The sequence below is a fragment of the Polaromonas sp. P1_A2 genome (genome assembly GCF_056406895.1).
The window spans coordinates 237,115-250,185 of record NZ_JBFTZI010000004.1; the positions used below are offsets into that span (position 1 = coordinate 237,115).

Annotated in this window: 14 protein-coding genes and 1 riboswitch; of the genes, 8 read left to right on the forward strand and 6 right to left on the reverse strand. The window is 64.6% G+C overall.

The features are described from left to right. Positions 1–202 precede the first annotated feature (202 nt). Positions 203–1,012 carry a hypothetical protein gene (locus AC1D09_RS17175; RefSeq protein ID WP_477664249.1) on the forward strand — a complete coding sequence of 270 codons (810 nt, stop codon included), beginning with the start codon at positions 203–205 and terminating at the stop codon, positions 1,010–1,012. 29 nt (positions 1,013–1,041) lie between these two features. Here AC1D09_RS17175 and AC1D09_RS17180 read toward each other — a convergent pair whose 3' ends face one another. Then, positions 1,042–1,614 (reverse strand): adenine phosphoribosyltransferase, encoded by a 573-nt coding sequence (locus AC1D09_RS17180; protein ID WP_477664250.1) that lies wholly within the window; start codon positions 1,612–1,614, stop codon positions 1,042–1,044. Positions 1,615–1,682: 68 nt separating this feature from the next. Next, a complete protein-coding gene (locus tag AC1D09_RS17185) occupies positions 1,683–3,713 on the reverse strand; it encodes a monovalent cation:proton antiporter family protein (RefSeq protein ID WP_477701149.1) in 2,031 nt (676 codons plus the stop codon). A gap of 65 nt (positions 3,714–3,778) precedes the next feature. On the opposite strand from AC1D09_RS17185, the gene AC1D09_RS17190 reads away from it, so the two are divergent. Genes AC1D09_RS17190 through AC1D09_RS17205 form a run of 4 tightly spaced genes read left to right on the forward strand, consistent with a single transcriptional unit; the run spans position 3,779 to position 6,953 of the window. Continuing rightward, positions 3,779–4,771 carry a KpsF/GutQ family sugar-phosphate isomerase gene (locus AC1D09_RS17190; protein WP_477664252.1) on the forward strand — a complete coding sequence of 331 codons (993 nt, stop codon included), beginning with the start codon at positions 3,779–3,781 and terminating at the stop codon, positions 4,769–4,771. A 10-nt stretch (positions 4,772–4,781) separates the two neighbouring features. After that, positions 4,782–5,405, forward strand: a complete 624-nt coding sequence (locus AC1D09_RS17195; RefSeq protein WP_477701150.1) for a KdsC family phosphatase — start codon at positions 4,782–4,784, stop codon at positions 5,403–5,405. Beyond that, positions 5,402–6,151 carry an LPS export ABC transporter periplasmic protein LptC gene (gene lptC / locus AC1D09_RS17200; RefSeq protein WP_477664254.1) on the forward strand — a complete coding sequence of 250 codons (750 nt, stop codon included), beginning with the start codon at positions 5,402–5,404 and terminating at the stop codon, positions 6,149–6,151. The genes AC1D09_RS17195 and lptC overlap by 4 nt, the downstream gene beginning before the upstream one ends. Before the next feature lie 25 nt (positions 6,152–6,176). Next, positions 6,177–6,953 carry an SDR family oxidoreductase gene (locus tag AC1D09_RS17205; RefSeq protein ID WP_477664255.1) on the forward strand — a complete coding sequence of 259 codons (777 nt, stop codon included), beginning with the start codon at positions 6,177–6,179 and terminating at the stop codon, positions 6,951–6,953. Between the two features lie 119 nt (positions 6,954–7,072). Here AC1D09_RS17205 and AC1D09_RS17210 read toward each other — a convergent pair whose 3' ends face one another. The 4 genes from AC1D09_RS17210 to AC1D09_RS17225 all read right to left on the reverse strand — a co-directional run bounded on the left by AC1D09_RS17210 (position 7,073) and on the right by AC1D09_RS17225 (position 10,178). Continuing rightward, positions 7,073–7,519 (reverse strand): RNA recognition motif domain-containing protein, encoded by a 447-nt coding sequence (locus AC1D09_RS17210; protein ID WP_007862676.1) that lies wholly within the window; start codon positions 7,517–7,519, stop codon positions 7,073–7,075. A 589-nt stretch (positions 7,520–8,108) separates the two neighbouring features. Further along, entirely contained in the window at positions 8,109–8,357 is a 249-nt protein-coding gene (locus AC1D09_RS17215; RefSeq protein WP_477664256.1) for a zf-HC2 domain-containing protein, read from the reverse strand. An 18-nt stretch (positions 8,358–8,375) separates the two neighbouring features. Then, entirely contained in the window at positions 8,376–8,942 is a 567-nt protein-coding gene (locus tag AC1D09_RS17220) for a sigma-70 family RNA polymerase sigma factor (RefSeq protein ID WP_477664257.1), read from the reverse strand. Positions 8,943–8,975: 33 nt separating this feature from the next. Then, positions 8,976–10,178 carry an ammonium transporter gene (locus AC1D09_RS17225; protein WP_477664258.1) on the reverse strand — a complete coding sequence of 401 codons (1,203 nt, stop codon included), beginning with the start codon at positions 10,176–10,178 and terminating at the stop codon, positions 8,976–8,978. A 161-nt stretch (positions 10,179–10,339) separates the two neighbouring features. After that, positions 10,340–10,518: riboswitch (yybP-ykoY riboswitch) on the forward strand. A gap of 5 nt (positions 10,519–10,523) precedes the next feature. On the opposite strand from AC1D09_RS17225, the gene AC1D09_RS17230 reads away from it, so the two are divergent. The 3 genes from AC1D09_RS17230 to metW all read left to right on the forward strand — a co-directional run bounded on the left by AC1D09_RS17230 (position 10,524) and on the right by metW (position 12,984). Then, on the forward strand, positions 10,524–11,081 hold the full coding sequence (locus tag AC1D09_RS17230; protein WP_477664259.1) for a TMEM165/GDT1 family protein: 558 nt from the start codon (positions 10,524–10,526) through the stop codon (positions 11,079–11,081). A 137-nt stretch (positions 11,082–11,218) separates the two neighbouring features. Then, positions 11,219–12,379: a homoserine O-succinyltransferase MetX gene (metX, locus tag AC1D09_RS17235; RefSeq protein WP_477664260.1), complete on the forward strand. Its 1,161-nt coding sequence runs from the start codon at positions 11,219–11,221 to the stop codon at positions 12,377–12,379. Continuing rightward, positions 12,376–12,984 carry a methionine biosynthesis protein MetW gene (metW, locus tag AC1D09_RS17240; protein ID WP_477664261.1) on the forward strand — a complete coding sequence of 203 codons (609 nt, stop codon included), beginning with the start codon at positions 12,376–12,378 and terminating at the stop codon, positions 12,982–12,984. Before metX ends, metW begins: the two co-directional genes overlap by 4 nt. Positions 12,985–13,071: the final 87 nt, after the last annotated feature.

Sequence of the window (13,071 nt, forward strand, 5' to 3'; positions counted from 1 at the left end):
TTCCCGGTAAAGCGGGGTTTGCGCGGCTGGCGCAAACCGCCGTTGGCCGTGATTTTTTACCGTGCGATGCTGCGGGCAATTCGATAAAGTGACCGTTAAAGCAGCCGCCAAACAACAGCGGTCGTGGTTTGTGGGGATTGCTTACAGACTTCACACACTGCATTGACGGAAAATTGCCCTATCCATTACAAGAACGCCGAATATGTCTTTTCTAAACTGGTTTTCCAGCAAGCCAAGTCCGCTCAAACCCTCTCCCGCCGAGGAGCAGAAGCGCGCTTCCGCCGGGCGTGACAAATCACCCCTTTCCGTCCCGGGCCGGCTGCCTGTTGAAGCCGCAGCGCCCGGTGACGGCGCCAAGCTCAAGCGCCACGCCCGCCGCGAGCAGCTGTATGTCGCGATCCGCGAGTCCATGACACGCTCCGGTGTGCTGTCCGCCAGCTATAAATTCAAGGTGCTTTCGCTGGACCAGCGCGGCAATGAGTTCCTCGTCATGATGGACCTGGCCAAAGCCTTCGGCCGTCCTTCGGAGCAGCTCGGCGAAATCGAGACGCTGATCATCCAGAATGCCAAGGCACGCTTCGAAATCACGGTGCCCGCGGTGTACTGGCGCATCGACGAAACGGCCGTCGTGGTCAAGCCCAAACCCAGCACTCAGGACGCGCCACAAAGCGTGGCCGCCCCCGCTGCTGCTGCCGTTGTCCCCGCTGCTCCCGACGCGGCGGCCAAGCCTGCCAAGCCACCTACTCCCCGCTACGAACCGATACAGGCCGACGAAGTGGCCGCGTTCAAGCAGGCCTTGCTGGCCGCCTCCGCCCAGGGGCCGGCCACCGGACCCGAGAAAGGCGTCAAGGAGGTCAAGGAAGCCAAGGAAGTCAAAGAGGCCAGGGACGCCGCCAGGAGCAAAAGCGGCCCGCGCTCCTACGCATTGCTGACCGGCTTTGAAGACACGGAGATGCCGGATTCGCCATCCTCGCCGGCGCTCAGCAGCACCCAGTACGGCGACCTGGTCTAACAGCCGCGGGACTTGGCGCCGGGCGGCGTTCAGTGCCCGGCAAAATCAATCAGCGTGAACAAGGGCAGGCCCGCGGCCTGCAGCTTCACCGATCCGCCCAGTTCGGGCAAATCCACAATCGCCGCGCCCTCGGTCACGCTGGCGCCCAGCTTCTCCAGCAGCTTCTTGCCGGCCATCATGGTGCCGCCGGTGGCGATCAGGTCGTCGATCAGCAGGACCTTGTCGCCGCGCTTGACGGCGTCGGTGTGCAGCTCCACCGTGGCGCTGCCGTATTCGAGCTCATAGGTCTCTTGCACTGTGGAGAAAGGCAGCTTGCCCTTTTTGCGGATAGGCACAAAGCCGACATTGAGCTCATAGGCCACCACCGCGCCCAGAATGAAGCCGCGCGCGTCCAGGCCGGCCACCACGTCGGGGCGCAAGGCCGGGTCCATATAGCGGTGCACAAACGCATCAATCAGGACGCGAAAAACCTTGGGGTTTTGCAGCAGCGGCGTGATGTCGCGAAACTGCACGCCCGGTGCGGGCCAGTCCGGCACGGTGCGGATGTGGTTGCGCAAATACTGGCTGATGGACTGGTGCTGGAGGCTGTGAAGGTCTGGCATGGTGCGTCGTGCAGATGGGGTGCGCGGGTGGGGTGCGCGTATTGTGCGCCCGGCGGGGGAAAAACGCGTCAGCCCGGCGCGCCGGCGGGGCTGGTGGGGTTGGTTTTGGCCGGCCGGCCGCGCAGCAGTTTTTCTTCGGCCATGGCCAGTGCTTCGGGCTTGCCTGACAGCACCAGCGTGTCGCCGCCTTCCAGCAGGGTTTCCGCCTGCGCGGCCACGGCCTTGCCGTTGCCGCGGCGCAGGCTCACGACGCGCACGCCGCCGGCTTCCAGGGCCATGGCGCCCAGGGGCTTGCCGAGGGACTTGATGCCCAGCGGCAGCGTGACGTTGGACAGCCGTTCCTGCTCCAGCTCGTTGACCGTGTCGTCGTCGGCGCCGCGGAAGTAACCGCGCAGCAGGTTGTAGCGCGCGTCGCGCTGGTCCTGCACCACGCGGATCACGCGGCGCATGGGCACGCCCACCAGCGCGAGCGCGTGGCTGGCGAGCATCAGGCTGCCTTCTATGGCCTCAGGCACGACCTCGGTGGCGCCGGCCGTCTGCAGTTTCTCCAGGTCGTGGTCGTCCACGGTGCGTACGATGACCGGCACCGTGGGCGCATGGGCGCGCGTGTTGGCCAGCACCTTGAGGGCACTGGCCGTGTCCAGGTAGGTGATGACGACCGCGCTGGCGCGCGCCAGGCCCGCGGCCATCAGGGCCTGCAGGCGCACCGCGTCGCCGAACACCACGGAGTCGCCCGCGGCGGCGGCTTGCCGCACGCGGTCGGGGTCCAGGTCCAGCGCCATGTACTGGATGCCTTCGCGCTCCAGCATGTGGCCCAGGTTCTGGCCGCAGCGGCCGTAGCCGCAGATGATCACGTGTTTGTTGGCGTTGATGGACTTGCGCGCGATGGTGGTCATCTGCAGCGACTGCTGCAGCCATTCGCTGGAGACCAGTTTCATCACGATGCGGTTGCTGTACATGATGATGAAGGGCGTGGCGAGCATGGACAGCACCATGCTGGCCAGGATGGGGTTGAGCAGGGCCGGCGGCACCAGGCGGTTCTGCTGGGCCAGCGTGAGCAGCACAAAACCGAATTCACCGGCCTGCGCCAGGTACAGGCCCGTGCGCAGCGACACGCCGGCGGTCGCGCCCAGCGAACGGGCCAGCGCCGTGACCAGCACCAGCTTGAAAATGACGGGCAGGGTCATCAGCAGCAGCACCAGCGGCCAACGCTCCAGCACCAGGCGCCAATCCAGCAGCATGCCTATGCTGATGAAGAACAGGCCCAGCAGCACGTCGTGGAAAGGCCGGATGTCGGTCTCGACCTGGTGTTTGTATTCAGTTTCCGAGATCAGCATGCCGGCAATGAAGGCACCCAGTGCCAGGCTCAGTCCGGCGCGCTCGGTCAGCCAGGCCAGCGCCAGCGTGACCAGCAGCAGGTTCAGCACGAACAGCTCTTCGCTCTTGCGCCGAGCCACGATGGTGAGCCACCAGCGCATGACGCGTTGCCCGCCGGTCAGCAGCAGGCCCACCAGGACGGTGGCCTTCACGCCGGCGACGGCCAGCGCCATGAGCAGCGCGTCGGCGGGTGCGCCCAGCGCCGGAATCAGCACCAGCAGCGGCACCACGGCCAGATCCTGGAACAGCAGCACGCCCATGATGCGCTTGCCGTGCTCGGACTCCAGCTCGAGCCGCTCCGACAGCAGCTTGACGACGATGGCGGTGCTGCTCATGGCAATCGCGCCGGACAGCGCCAGCGCGGTCTGCCAGCCCATGGTCCACAGGCCGGGCGCCATGCTGGCGAGGAACAGCGAGCCCACGGTGGCCAGCACGATGGTGAGCGCCACCTGCAGCAGCCCCAGGCCGAACACGTGGCGCCGCATGGAGCGCAGCTTGGGAAGGTTGAATTCGAGCCCGATCACGAACATCAGGAAGACCACGCCGAACTCGCCCAGGTGGCGGATGCCGTCGGAGTTCTGGGCCAGCGCCAGCGCGTTGGGGCCTATGATCACGCCCACCGCCAGGTAGCCCAGCATGGGCGGCAGCTTGAGCGAGCGGCACGCGACCACGCCCAGCACTGCGGCCAGCAGGTACAGCAGGGTCAGTTCAAGCGCGCTCATGCGCCGATGGTAGCCGAGGAAACCGCGCCGGCATGGGCCTTTGTACGCCTCTATAGAATGCAGCCATGAGCCAAGACCCCGTGAAACTGGATGTCGAGCAGGTGCTGAACCTGGCCCGCAAGACCTTCGAGATAGAAGCCGCCGCCGTGCTGGGACTGGCGCAGCGCCTGGGCGGCGAGTTTGTCCAGGCGGTGGAGCTGATACTGGCCTGCCGGGGCCGCGTGGTGGTCATGGGCATGGGCAAAAGCGGCCACATAGGCCGCAAGATCGCGGCCACACTGGCCTCCACCGGCACCCCCGCCATGTTTGTGCACCCGGCCGAAGCCAGCCATGGCGACCTGGGCATGATCACCGGCCAAGACGTGGTGCTGGCGATTTCCAACAGCGGCGAAAGCGAGGAACTCACGGTGATCCTGCCGGTGCTGAGCCGCCAGGGCGTGCCCATGATCGCCATCACCGGTGGCGCCCAGTCCGCGCTGGCGCGCCATGCGCGCGTCACGCTCGACAGCAGTGTCGCGCTGGAGGCCTGCCCGCTCAACCTGGCGCCGACCGCCAGCACCACCGCGCAGCTCGCCATGGGGGACGCGCTGGCCGTCGCGCTGCTCGACGTGCGCGGCTTCAGGGAAGAAGACTTTGCCCGCTCGCACCCCGGCGGCGCGCTGGGCCGCAAGCTGCTCACGCATGTCAGCGACGTGATGCGCAGCGGCGACGCCGTGCCGCAGGTGCGGGCCGACACCGGTTTTAGCGACCTGATGCGTGAGATGAGCGCCAAGGGCCTGGGCGCCTCCGCGGTGGTCGACGGTACGCGGCGCGTGATCGGGATTTTTACCGACGGCGACTTGCGCCGCCTGGTCGAAAAAGGCGTGGACCTGCGCAGCAGCAAGGCCGGCGACGTGATGCATGCCAACCCGCGCACCGTGCGGGCGGATTCGCTGGCCGTGGAGGCGGCCGCGTTGATGGAGCAATACCGCATCACCAGCGTGCTGGTGGTCGACGAGGCCGGCGTGCTGTGCGGCGCGCTCAATTCCAACGACCTGATGCGCGCGAAAGTCATCTGATGGTGTTGTCATGCCCTCTTTGACGCCACCCATGCCGCAGCCCGTCCCCGCCCTGAACTTTGCTCCCGAGCTGTTGCTGCGGGCCCAGGGTGTCAAGGTGGCGTTTTTCGACGTGGACGGCGTGCTCACCGACGGCGGCCTGTATTTCTCCGAATATCCCGACGGCCATGCCCTGGCCCAGGCCAGCGGCGGTTACCGCGCCTCCGGCGAAATCATCAAGCGTTTCAACACCCTGGACGGCCACGGCCTGAAGCTGCTGCAGCGCGCCGGCATCACCCCTGTGGTGATCACCGGGCGGGACAGCGATGTGCTGCGCGCGCGCCTGCGGGCGCTGGGCGTCACACATGCGCATTTCGGCACCGAAGACAAGCGCCCCGCGGCCGAGACCACCCTGCAGGCGCTGGGCCTGGACTGGTCCGCGGCTGCCGCCATGGGCGACGACTGGCCGGACCTGCCGGTGATGTCCCGGGCGGCGCTCAGCTGCGCGCCGTCCAATGCGCATGTGGAAGTCCGGGCGCAGGCCCACCATGTCACGCAGGCGCCGGGCGGCCACGGCGCGGCGCGCGAGTTCTGCGACCTGCTGCTCGTCGCCGGCGGGCGCTATGCGGAATTGCTGCGGGAATACCGCCAATGACGACTGCGACACAGGGCCAGGACGCCGGTCGCGCCGGCGCGTTCTCCCCGCTCAAAAGGGCGTGGCGCGGCTTTTTGCGCGTGTGGGACAGCATGTCCATCTACATGCCCTTGCTGATGATGGGTGCGCTCGCGCTGGGCACCTACTGGCTGGTGCGCAATACGCCCATCTTCAGCACACCCGAAGCGCCCCGGGAAGCAAGCCACGATATCGACTATTTCATGCGCAAGTTCACCGTCAAGACCTTTGACGAAAACGGGCAGCTCAAGAGCGAAATCTACGGCATTGAGGCCCGGCATTTCCCCGACACCGACATTCTCGAGATCGACCAGGCGCGGATTCGCAGCATCCGCCCCGACGGCCGTGTGACCACCGCGACGGCGAATCGCGCCTATTCCAACGGCGACGGCTCGGAAGTGCAGCTGACCGGCAACGCGCGGGTGATCAGGGATGCCGGCAAGGACGCCAGCGGCAAGGAAACACCCCGCATGGAGTTTCGCGGTGAGTTCCTGCATGCCTTCCTGAACGACGAGCGCGTGAAATCCCACAAGCCCGTACTGCTGATTCGCGGTACCGACCAGTTTGTCGGCGACACCTTCGCTTATGACAACCTGGACCAGGTGGCGAACCTCAACGGTCGCGTCCACGGTATTCTGGTGCCCCGCTCCGCCGCCAGCGCCCCCGGTCTTCCCGCATTGACCTTACCGGCGGCGCCGGCAGGCCCCGCCAAACCGGTTGCGCCTTAGCGGCCGACTTTTTCAACGGCCATCCATGTCCAGACTCGTATTCATCACCGGCGCGTCCAGCGGCATAGGCCAGGCGCTGGCCATGCGCTTTTATTCGGCGGGCTACCGGCTGGCGCTGGCCGCGCGCCGCACGGCCGAGGTCCAGGCCTGGGCCGAGGCCAACGGCCTCAGCGCGGGGCGCTACCAGGTCTACAGTGCCGATGTGGCCGATACCGGCAGCATCGTCGCGGCCGGCCAGGCCTGCGTCGCGGCGCAGGGCGTGCCTGACGTGGTGATCGCCAACGCCGGGATCAGCATAGGCATGGACACCGCGGTGCGGTCGGACCTGGACGTGATGGCACAGACCTTTGCGACCAACAACACCGGCGTGGCCGCCACTTTTCACCCCTTCATCGCCGGCATGGTGACGCGCGGCACCGGTACCCTGGTGGGCATAGGCAGCGTGGCCGGTATACGCGGCCTGCCCGGGCACGGCGCTTACTGCGCCAGCAAGGCGGCGGTCATCGCGTATTGCGAAAGCCTGCGCGGCGAGCTGCGTCCCAGCGGTGTGAAAGTCGTGACCATCTGCCCCGGCTATATCGATACGCCGCTGACCCGTGAAAACCGCTACCCCATGCCTTTTTTGATGAAGGTGGAGGCGTTTGCCGACAAGGCGTTCGGGGCCATTCATGCCGGGCACAGCTATCGGGTGATTCCCTGGCAGATGGGCGTGGTGGCCAAGCTGCTGCGCCTGTTGCCCAATGCGCTGTTTGACAAGGCCTTGTCCGGGCGCGCGCGCAAGCATCGCCAGGGTGAGCGCTGACACTTCGCTTTTTGGCTTTTTATGTGTGGGCCGAAAAGCAAAAAGGCTTCAAAACCGAAGTCTTGAAGCCTTTTTAGCGCTCTTCAGCCGGGGCTGAAGAAAGAGGGGGTTAGCAGGGCTTAGTAGCCGCCGCGTCCGCCACCACCGCCGCCGCCGGAACGGCCACCGCCGCTACCGCCGCCGCCGTATGGGCTACGGAAACCGCCGTCGCTGCCGCCGCCACCGGAACGGCCACCGCCGCCGTAACCGCCGCCGCCACCACCACCGTAGCCGCCACCACCGCCGCCGCCGAAGCCGCCGCTACGTGGAGGACGTGCCTCCATCGGACGTGCTTCGTTCACGACGACGCTGCGGCCGCCCAGAGGCTGGCCGTTCATGCCGTTGATGGCTGCCTGGGCTTCTGCATCGCTGCCCATTTCGACAAAGCCAAAGCCCTTGGAGCGACCGGTGTCGCGTTCCATCATGACTTTAGCGCTGGTGACAGCGCCGAATTGGCCAAAAGATTGTTGCAGGTCTTCGTCACGCACCGAGTAAGGCAGGTTGCCGACGTATAGTTTGTTGCCCATGAAGGGACTCCTCTAAAACACAAAAACAAAAGCGATGGGGTCCCGAAAGCACAACAAATCTTGATACGTACCGCTGTAGCGCGCGAAACTGACCGATCACCTAACGTGTGCGAATGCTGACACTCGCACCGGCATATTATGCTTCACGAATCCAAAACACAATCCACTAGCGTTACTACCTAGGCGGCCCCAGCCCGCATGAACAGGGGCTTTGCGGCCTGATGGGCAGGTGGCTGGCGGCGGGTTCTGGTGGCAAGCCAGACGCGGATTAAATGAGGCATAAAGACTTCCATGCCTTGCTCGCCTGATAAAAGCTTGATTTCTATGCCTTTGTTCTAAAAATCAAACCGTCATTGATTTGCAAGCTAAGTTAGTGCATACATTAAAAATCGGGCACTCCAGAAACCTGTAAACGCAAGGTTTTTGAGGCCAACGCGGCTTACAACCGGGCGCACCCCGTGTGAACCTTGCCGAAGCGCAAGGCGTGTGCCGCGCTGGTCATGCATCTTGTTCCAACTATTGGGAAATAGTTACACAAAATTGCATCCACGAAGAGTGCTTTTTTGGCGTCTCGCGCGGCGGCAGGGCCTTACTTCGATGAATTGCCTTCAGCCTGCCCCACTGCGTCCGCCGCGTCGCCGGAATAGTGACGCCAGCGTTTCATCGCGGCGCGCAGGGTCAGGATCTGGTTCTCGAATTTGGGGCAGGCGCCGCAGGCCATCAGGTGCAGCTTGAGCGCAACATGGTCCGGCAGGCTGAGCGCGCGGTCTTCGCGCGCGATCAGCAGGGCTGCAGCCTCCCGGCAGGTGCGTCGTAACAGGGCGATTTTGGGTTTCACGTCAGGGGCGCCGGGCGATCAGGTGCTGGGTTTGCCGAACCAGTGGATATTCAGGCACTCCTGCAGGCGCAGGCGGGCCCGGTGCAACTGGACATACAGGTTGGTCGGCGTCAGCGAGAGTTCCTTACAGACTTCCTGTGAAGAAAGTTCCAGCCATTCGCGCATCAGGAACAGCCGCCCCAGCGCCGGCGGCAGGCGCTCCATGCAGGCGTCCAGCACCTGGAAGAACTGCGTTTGCTGCAAGGTCTGGTCGGGATTGCCCCAATCGTTGGGCGTCTCCGTAAAGTGGCCGTCGGCCTTGAAAGACAGGCGGTCCAGCTCGTCGCCCTCATCGTCGGCCTGCGCATCGGGCACGGCCACCAGCCGGGCATTGCTGCGGATCAAATCGATGACCTTGTGCTTGAGGATGCCGACCAGCCAGGTCTTGAGCTGCGAGCGATTGCCGAAGGACTGGGGTTTGGACAGGGCCGCGAGCAGGGTTTCCGACACCGCGTCTTCGGCCCATTCGTCGTTGCGCAGCTGCAGGCGCGCAAAACGAAGGAGGTAGAGCCGGTGCTCCACCAGCTGCTCTTCAAAAGTAGGCATGGCCGGAAGTCTAGCGGCAGGCGGCCACGGCCGCTACCAGTTGACCTCGCGGTCCGGTGTCGCGCCGATCCGGTGCACGGAAAGGTCCGCGCCCTCAAACTCTTCTTCCTGGCTCAGGCGCAAGCCCATGGCGGCCTTGAGGGCGCCGTAAACGGCAAAGCCCGCCAGCAGCGCCCAGGCCACGCCCATGGCGCTGCCTATGAGCTGCGCACCCAGGCTCACGCCGCCCAGGCCGCCCAGCGCCTGGCTGCCGAAAATGCCGGCCGCGATGCCGCCCCAGAGGCCGCACAGGCCATGCAGCGGCCACACGCCCAGCACGTCGTCGACCTTCCATTTGTTCTGCGTCAGCGTGAACATCACGACAAAGACGCCGCCGGCCACGCCGCCCGTCACCAGGGCGCCCAGCGGATGCATCAGGTCCGAGCCCGCGCACACCGCCACCAGGCCGGCCAGCGGGCCGTTGTGCACAAAGCCCGGGTCGTTCTTGCCAAAGGCCAGCGCCGCCAGCGTGCCGCCCACCATGGCCATCAGCGAATTCACGGCGACCAGGCCGGAAATCTTGTCTATGGTCTGCGCGCTCATCACGTTGAAGCCGAACCAGCCCACAGTCAAAATCCAGGCGCCCAGCGCCAGAAAGGGAATGTTCGATGGCGGATGGGCCGACACCGCGCCGTCTTTGCGATAGCGGTTGCTGCGCGCGCCCAGCAGAATCACCGCGGGCAATGCCAGCCAGCCGCCCACCGCATGGACCACGATGGAGCCCGCGAAGTCATGGAACTCCGCGCCGGTCAGGGACTTGATCCAGGCCTGCACGCCGAAGTGCTGGTTCCAGACAATGCCCTCGAAGAAGGGGTAGACAAAGCCCACGATGACGGCCGTGGCGATCAGCTGCGGGTAAAAGCGCGCGCGCTCGGCAATGCCGCCCGAAATAATCGCCGGGATTGCCGCGGCAAAGGTCAGCAGAAAGAAAAACTTGACCAGCTCATAGCCGTTTTTGGCGGCCAGCTGTTCCGCGCCGACAAAAAAATGTGTGCCGTAGGCCACGCCATAGCCCACCACAAAATACACCACGGTGGACACCGAGAAGTCCACCAGGATCTTGACCAGCGCATTGACCTGGTTTTTTTTGCGAACCGTGCCCAGTTCCAGAAAGGCAAAACCGGCATGCATGGCCAGCACCATGATGCCGCCCAGCAGAATGAACAAGGCGTCCGAGCCCTGTTTTAGTGCTTCCATAGGTCCCTCTTCAGATGAAATGTGATTTATTGGTGCGTAATTCCGTGAATTTCAGGAATCGCACCAAATACAAGCAAGAAATGCGCCGCAAACGTGCGGATGCCGCTTGCGTGCACCAATTTCTGCCTTCAAGCGGGGGCTGGAGGGCGCCGGCTACAATGCAGGCTGTCATTGGGGAGTAGCCAGCCTTTCAATCCTGGAAGGGGCTTGCGTCAACAGACTTGCCCACTCAGGGCATGGCGCAAGCGGTCTTCGGACTACGCGAGACCTTTGACTGCACAGCCTCCGCTTCAGGCCGGGGATGGCGTGCAGTCATGGGTTTTCGTCCGGCCGGAGTCTTTTTAAATGGAAGCTTTCCTCGTCTCCACGGGCATCGTCGCCCTCGCCGAAATGGGCGACAAGACGCAACTCCTCGCCCTCATCCTCGCCGCCCGCTTTAAAAAGCCCTGGCCCATCGTCGCCGGCATCCTCGTCGCGACCCTGGCCAACCACGCCCTCGCCGGCGCGGCCGGCGCCTGGGTGACCACGCTGGTCGGTCCGCAAACGCTGCGCTGGATCCTGGGCGCATCGTTCCTGGCCATGGCGGTGTGGATGCTGGTGCCCGACAAGATCGAGGCGGAGGAGGACGGGAAACCGCCGCGCTTCGGCGTGTTCTTCACCACCGTGCTGGTGTTTTTTCTCGCCGAAATGGGCGACAAGACGCAGATCGCCACCGTGATGCTGGCCGCGCGCTATGACGCCATCGCCAGCGTGGTCGCGGGCACCACGCTGGGCATGATGCTGGCCAATGCGCCCGTGGTCTGGCTCGGCGAGCGCGTCACGCGCCTGCTGCCGCTGCGCGCGGTGCACATCGTCTCGGCGCTGATCTTCGCCGGGCTGGGGTTGGCCGCGCTCTTGATGTGACCCCGGCTTGGTATACTTCCTTTCAGCGCCGATTTGCTCAGCTTGCGGGCGCTTAAAAAGTACAGCTAAAGACGAACTCCAAAGGACCCGGACTCGCTTTAGCGACGCCGGGTTTTTTGTTTTCTGCAGGTGATTTTTTGACACTGATTGCCACCCCGCTCAGCATGCATTTCGTTGAGGCTCTGCCGCTGCAGAGCGGCGCTTCGATACGCGCCTACGACCTGAGCTATGAAACCTATGGCGAGCTCAACGCCGACAAATCCAATGCCGTGCTGATCTGCCACGCGCTCAACGCTTCCCACCATGTGGCGGGCGTCTACCTCGATGCGCAGGGGCAGCCCATAGACAAATCCGAAGGCTGGTGGGACACCATGATTGGTCCCGGCAAGCCGGTCGACACGGACCGCTTCTTCGTGATCGGCGTCAACAACCTGGGCTCCTGCTTCGGCTCCACCGGCCCGATGCAGCCCAACCCCGACACGCAGGAACTGTACGGCGCCGATTTCCCCGTCGTCACCGTGCAGGACTGGGTCAGCGCGCAGGCTCGCCTGCTGGACCGCCTGGGCATACAGACTTTGGCCGCCGTGATGGGCGGCAGCCTGGGCGGCATGCAGGCCCTGGCCTGGACGCTGCAATACCCCGAGCGTGTGCGCCACGCCGTGGTGGTGGCCAGCGCGCCCAACCTCACGGCCGAAAACATCGCCTTCAACGAAGTCGCCCGGCGCGCCATCGTGACCGACCCGGATTTCCACGGCGGCCATTTTTACCGCCACGGCGTGTTGCCCAAGCGCGGCCTGCGCATCGCCCGCATGATTGGCCACATCACCTATTTGAGCGACGACGTGATGAACGAAAAATTCGGCCGCCAGCTGCGCCAGGCGGTCGCGGAAACCGCGAGCGCCGACGCGCCCTACAAATACACCACGCAGGACATCGAGTTTGAAATCGAAAGCTATCTGCGCTACCAGGGCGACAAGTTCAGCGAGTACTTCGACGCCAACACCTATTTGCTGATCACGCGCGCGCTCGACTACTTCGACCCGGCGCGCGCCTACGGCGGCAGCCTCACCCAGGCCCTGGCCCAGGTCAAGGCCAAATTCCTGCTGGTGAGCTTCACCACCGACTGGCGCTTTTCCCCGGCGCGCAGCCGCGAAATCGTCAAGGCCCTGCTCGACAACCAGCGCGACGTGAGCTATGCCGAAATCGACGCGCCGCACGGCCACGATGCCTTCTTGCTGGAGGACGAGCGCTACCTCGGTGTCGTGCGTTCCTATTTCCAGAGCAAGGTGGCCGCATGAACCCGATTGCCGACCTCACTGTGCCGCCTTCGGCCGACCTGCTGTCCATCGCCCGCCTGGTGCCGCCCGGCTCCCGCGTGCTCGACCTGGGCTGCGGCACCGGCGAATTGCTGGACTACCTGATCCGCGAGCGCGGCTGTTCGGGCTACGGCGTCGAGATCAACGACGCCAATGTGCAGGCCTGCGTGGCGCGCGGCGTCAACGTGATCCAGCTCAACCTGGAGGAAGGCCTGGCGCTGTTCGGCGACAGCTCCTTCGATGTGGTGTTGCAGATAGACACGCTGCAACATCTGCGCAACGCCGAAACCATGCTGCGCGAGACCGCGCGCGTGGGCCGCGCCGGCATCGTCGTGTTTCCCAACTTCGGCCATTGGCCGAATCGCCTGGCTGTCGCGCGCGGCCGCATGCCGGTGACCAAGGTGCTGCCCTACCAGTGGTACGACACGCCCAACATCCGTGTCGGCACGCTCCAGGACTTTGAAGCGCTGGCGCTGCAGAACCAGCTGGAGATTCTCGACGCCTTTGGCTTGCAGGACGGCCGCGAAGTCCGCTTCTGGCCGAATGCCCGCGCCAGCCGGGCGGTTTTCAAGTTCCGGCACGGCTGAAAACTGCTCACGGATTCTTGGGAGTGCTAATATCCACCTATCGGGATTTCAGCCTCCCGAATCTTCACAGATAGACGGTGTCCCGTC

Coding starts and splice junctions, on each gene's coding strand:
- AC1D09_RS17205 (WP_477664255.1), top strand. CDS start 6,177: ATGTCCAGACTCGTATTCATCACCGGCGCGTCCAGCGGCATAGGCCAG.
- AC1D09_RS17225 (WP_477664258.1), bottom strand. CDS start 10,178: ATGGAAGCACTAAAACAGGGCTCGGACGCCTTGTTCATTCTGCTGGGC.
- AC1D09_RS17210 (WP_007862676.1), bottom strand. CDS start 7,519: ATGGGCAACAAACTATACGTCGGCAACCTGCCTTACTCGGTGCGTGAC.
- AC1D09_RS17195 (WP_477701150.1), top strand. CDS start 4,782: ATGCCCTCTTTGACGCCACCCATGCCGCAGCCCGTCCCCGCCCTGAAC.
- AC1D09_RS17175 (WP_477664249.1), top strand. CDS start 203: ATGTCTTTTCTAAACTGGTTTTCCAGCAAGCCAAGTCCGCTCAAACCC.
- metW (WP_477664261.1), top strand. CDS start 12,376: ATGAACCCGATTGCCGACCTCACTGTGCCGCCTTCGGCCGACCTGCTG.
- AC1D09_RS17185 (WP_477701149.1), bottom strand. CDS start 3,713: ATGAGCGCGCTTGAACTGACCCTGCTGTACCTGCTGGCCGCAGTGCTG.
- AC1D09_RS17230 (WP_477664259.1), top strand. CDS start 10,524: ATGGAAGCTTTCCTCGTCTCCACGGGCATCGTCGCCCTCGCCGAAATG.
- lptC (WP_477664254.1), top strand. CDS start 5,402: ATGACGACTGCGACACAGGGCCAGGACGCCGGTCGCGCCGGCGCGTTC.
- AC1D09_RS17220 (WP_477664257.1), bottom strand. CDS start 8,942: ATGCCTACTTTTGAAGAGCAGCTGGTGGAGCACCGGCTCTACCTCCTT.
- AC1D09_RS17190 (WP_477664252.1), top strand. CDS start 3,779: ATGAGCCAAGACCCCGTGAAACTGGATGTCGAGCAGGTGCTGAACCTG.
- AC1D09_RS17180 (WP_477664250.1), bottom strand. CDS start 1,614: ATGCCAGACCTTCACAGCCTCCAGCACCAGTCCATCAGCCAGTATTTG.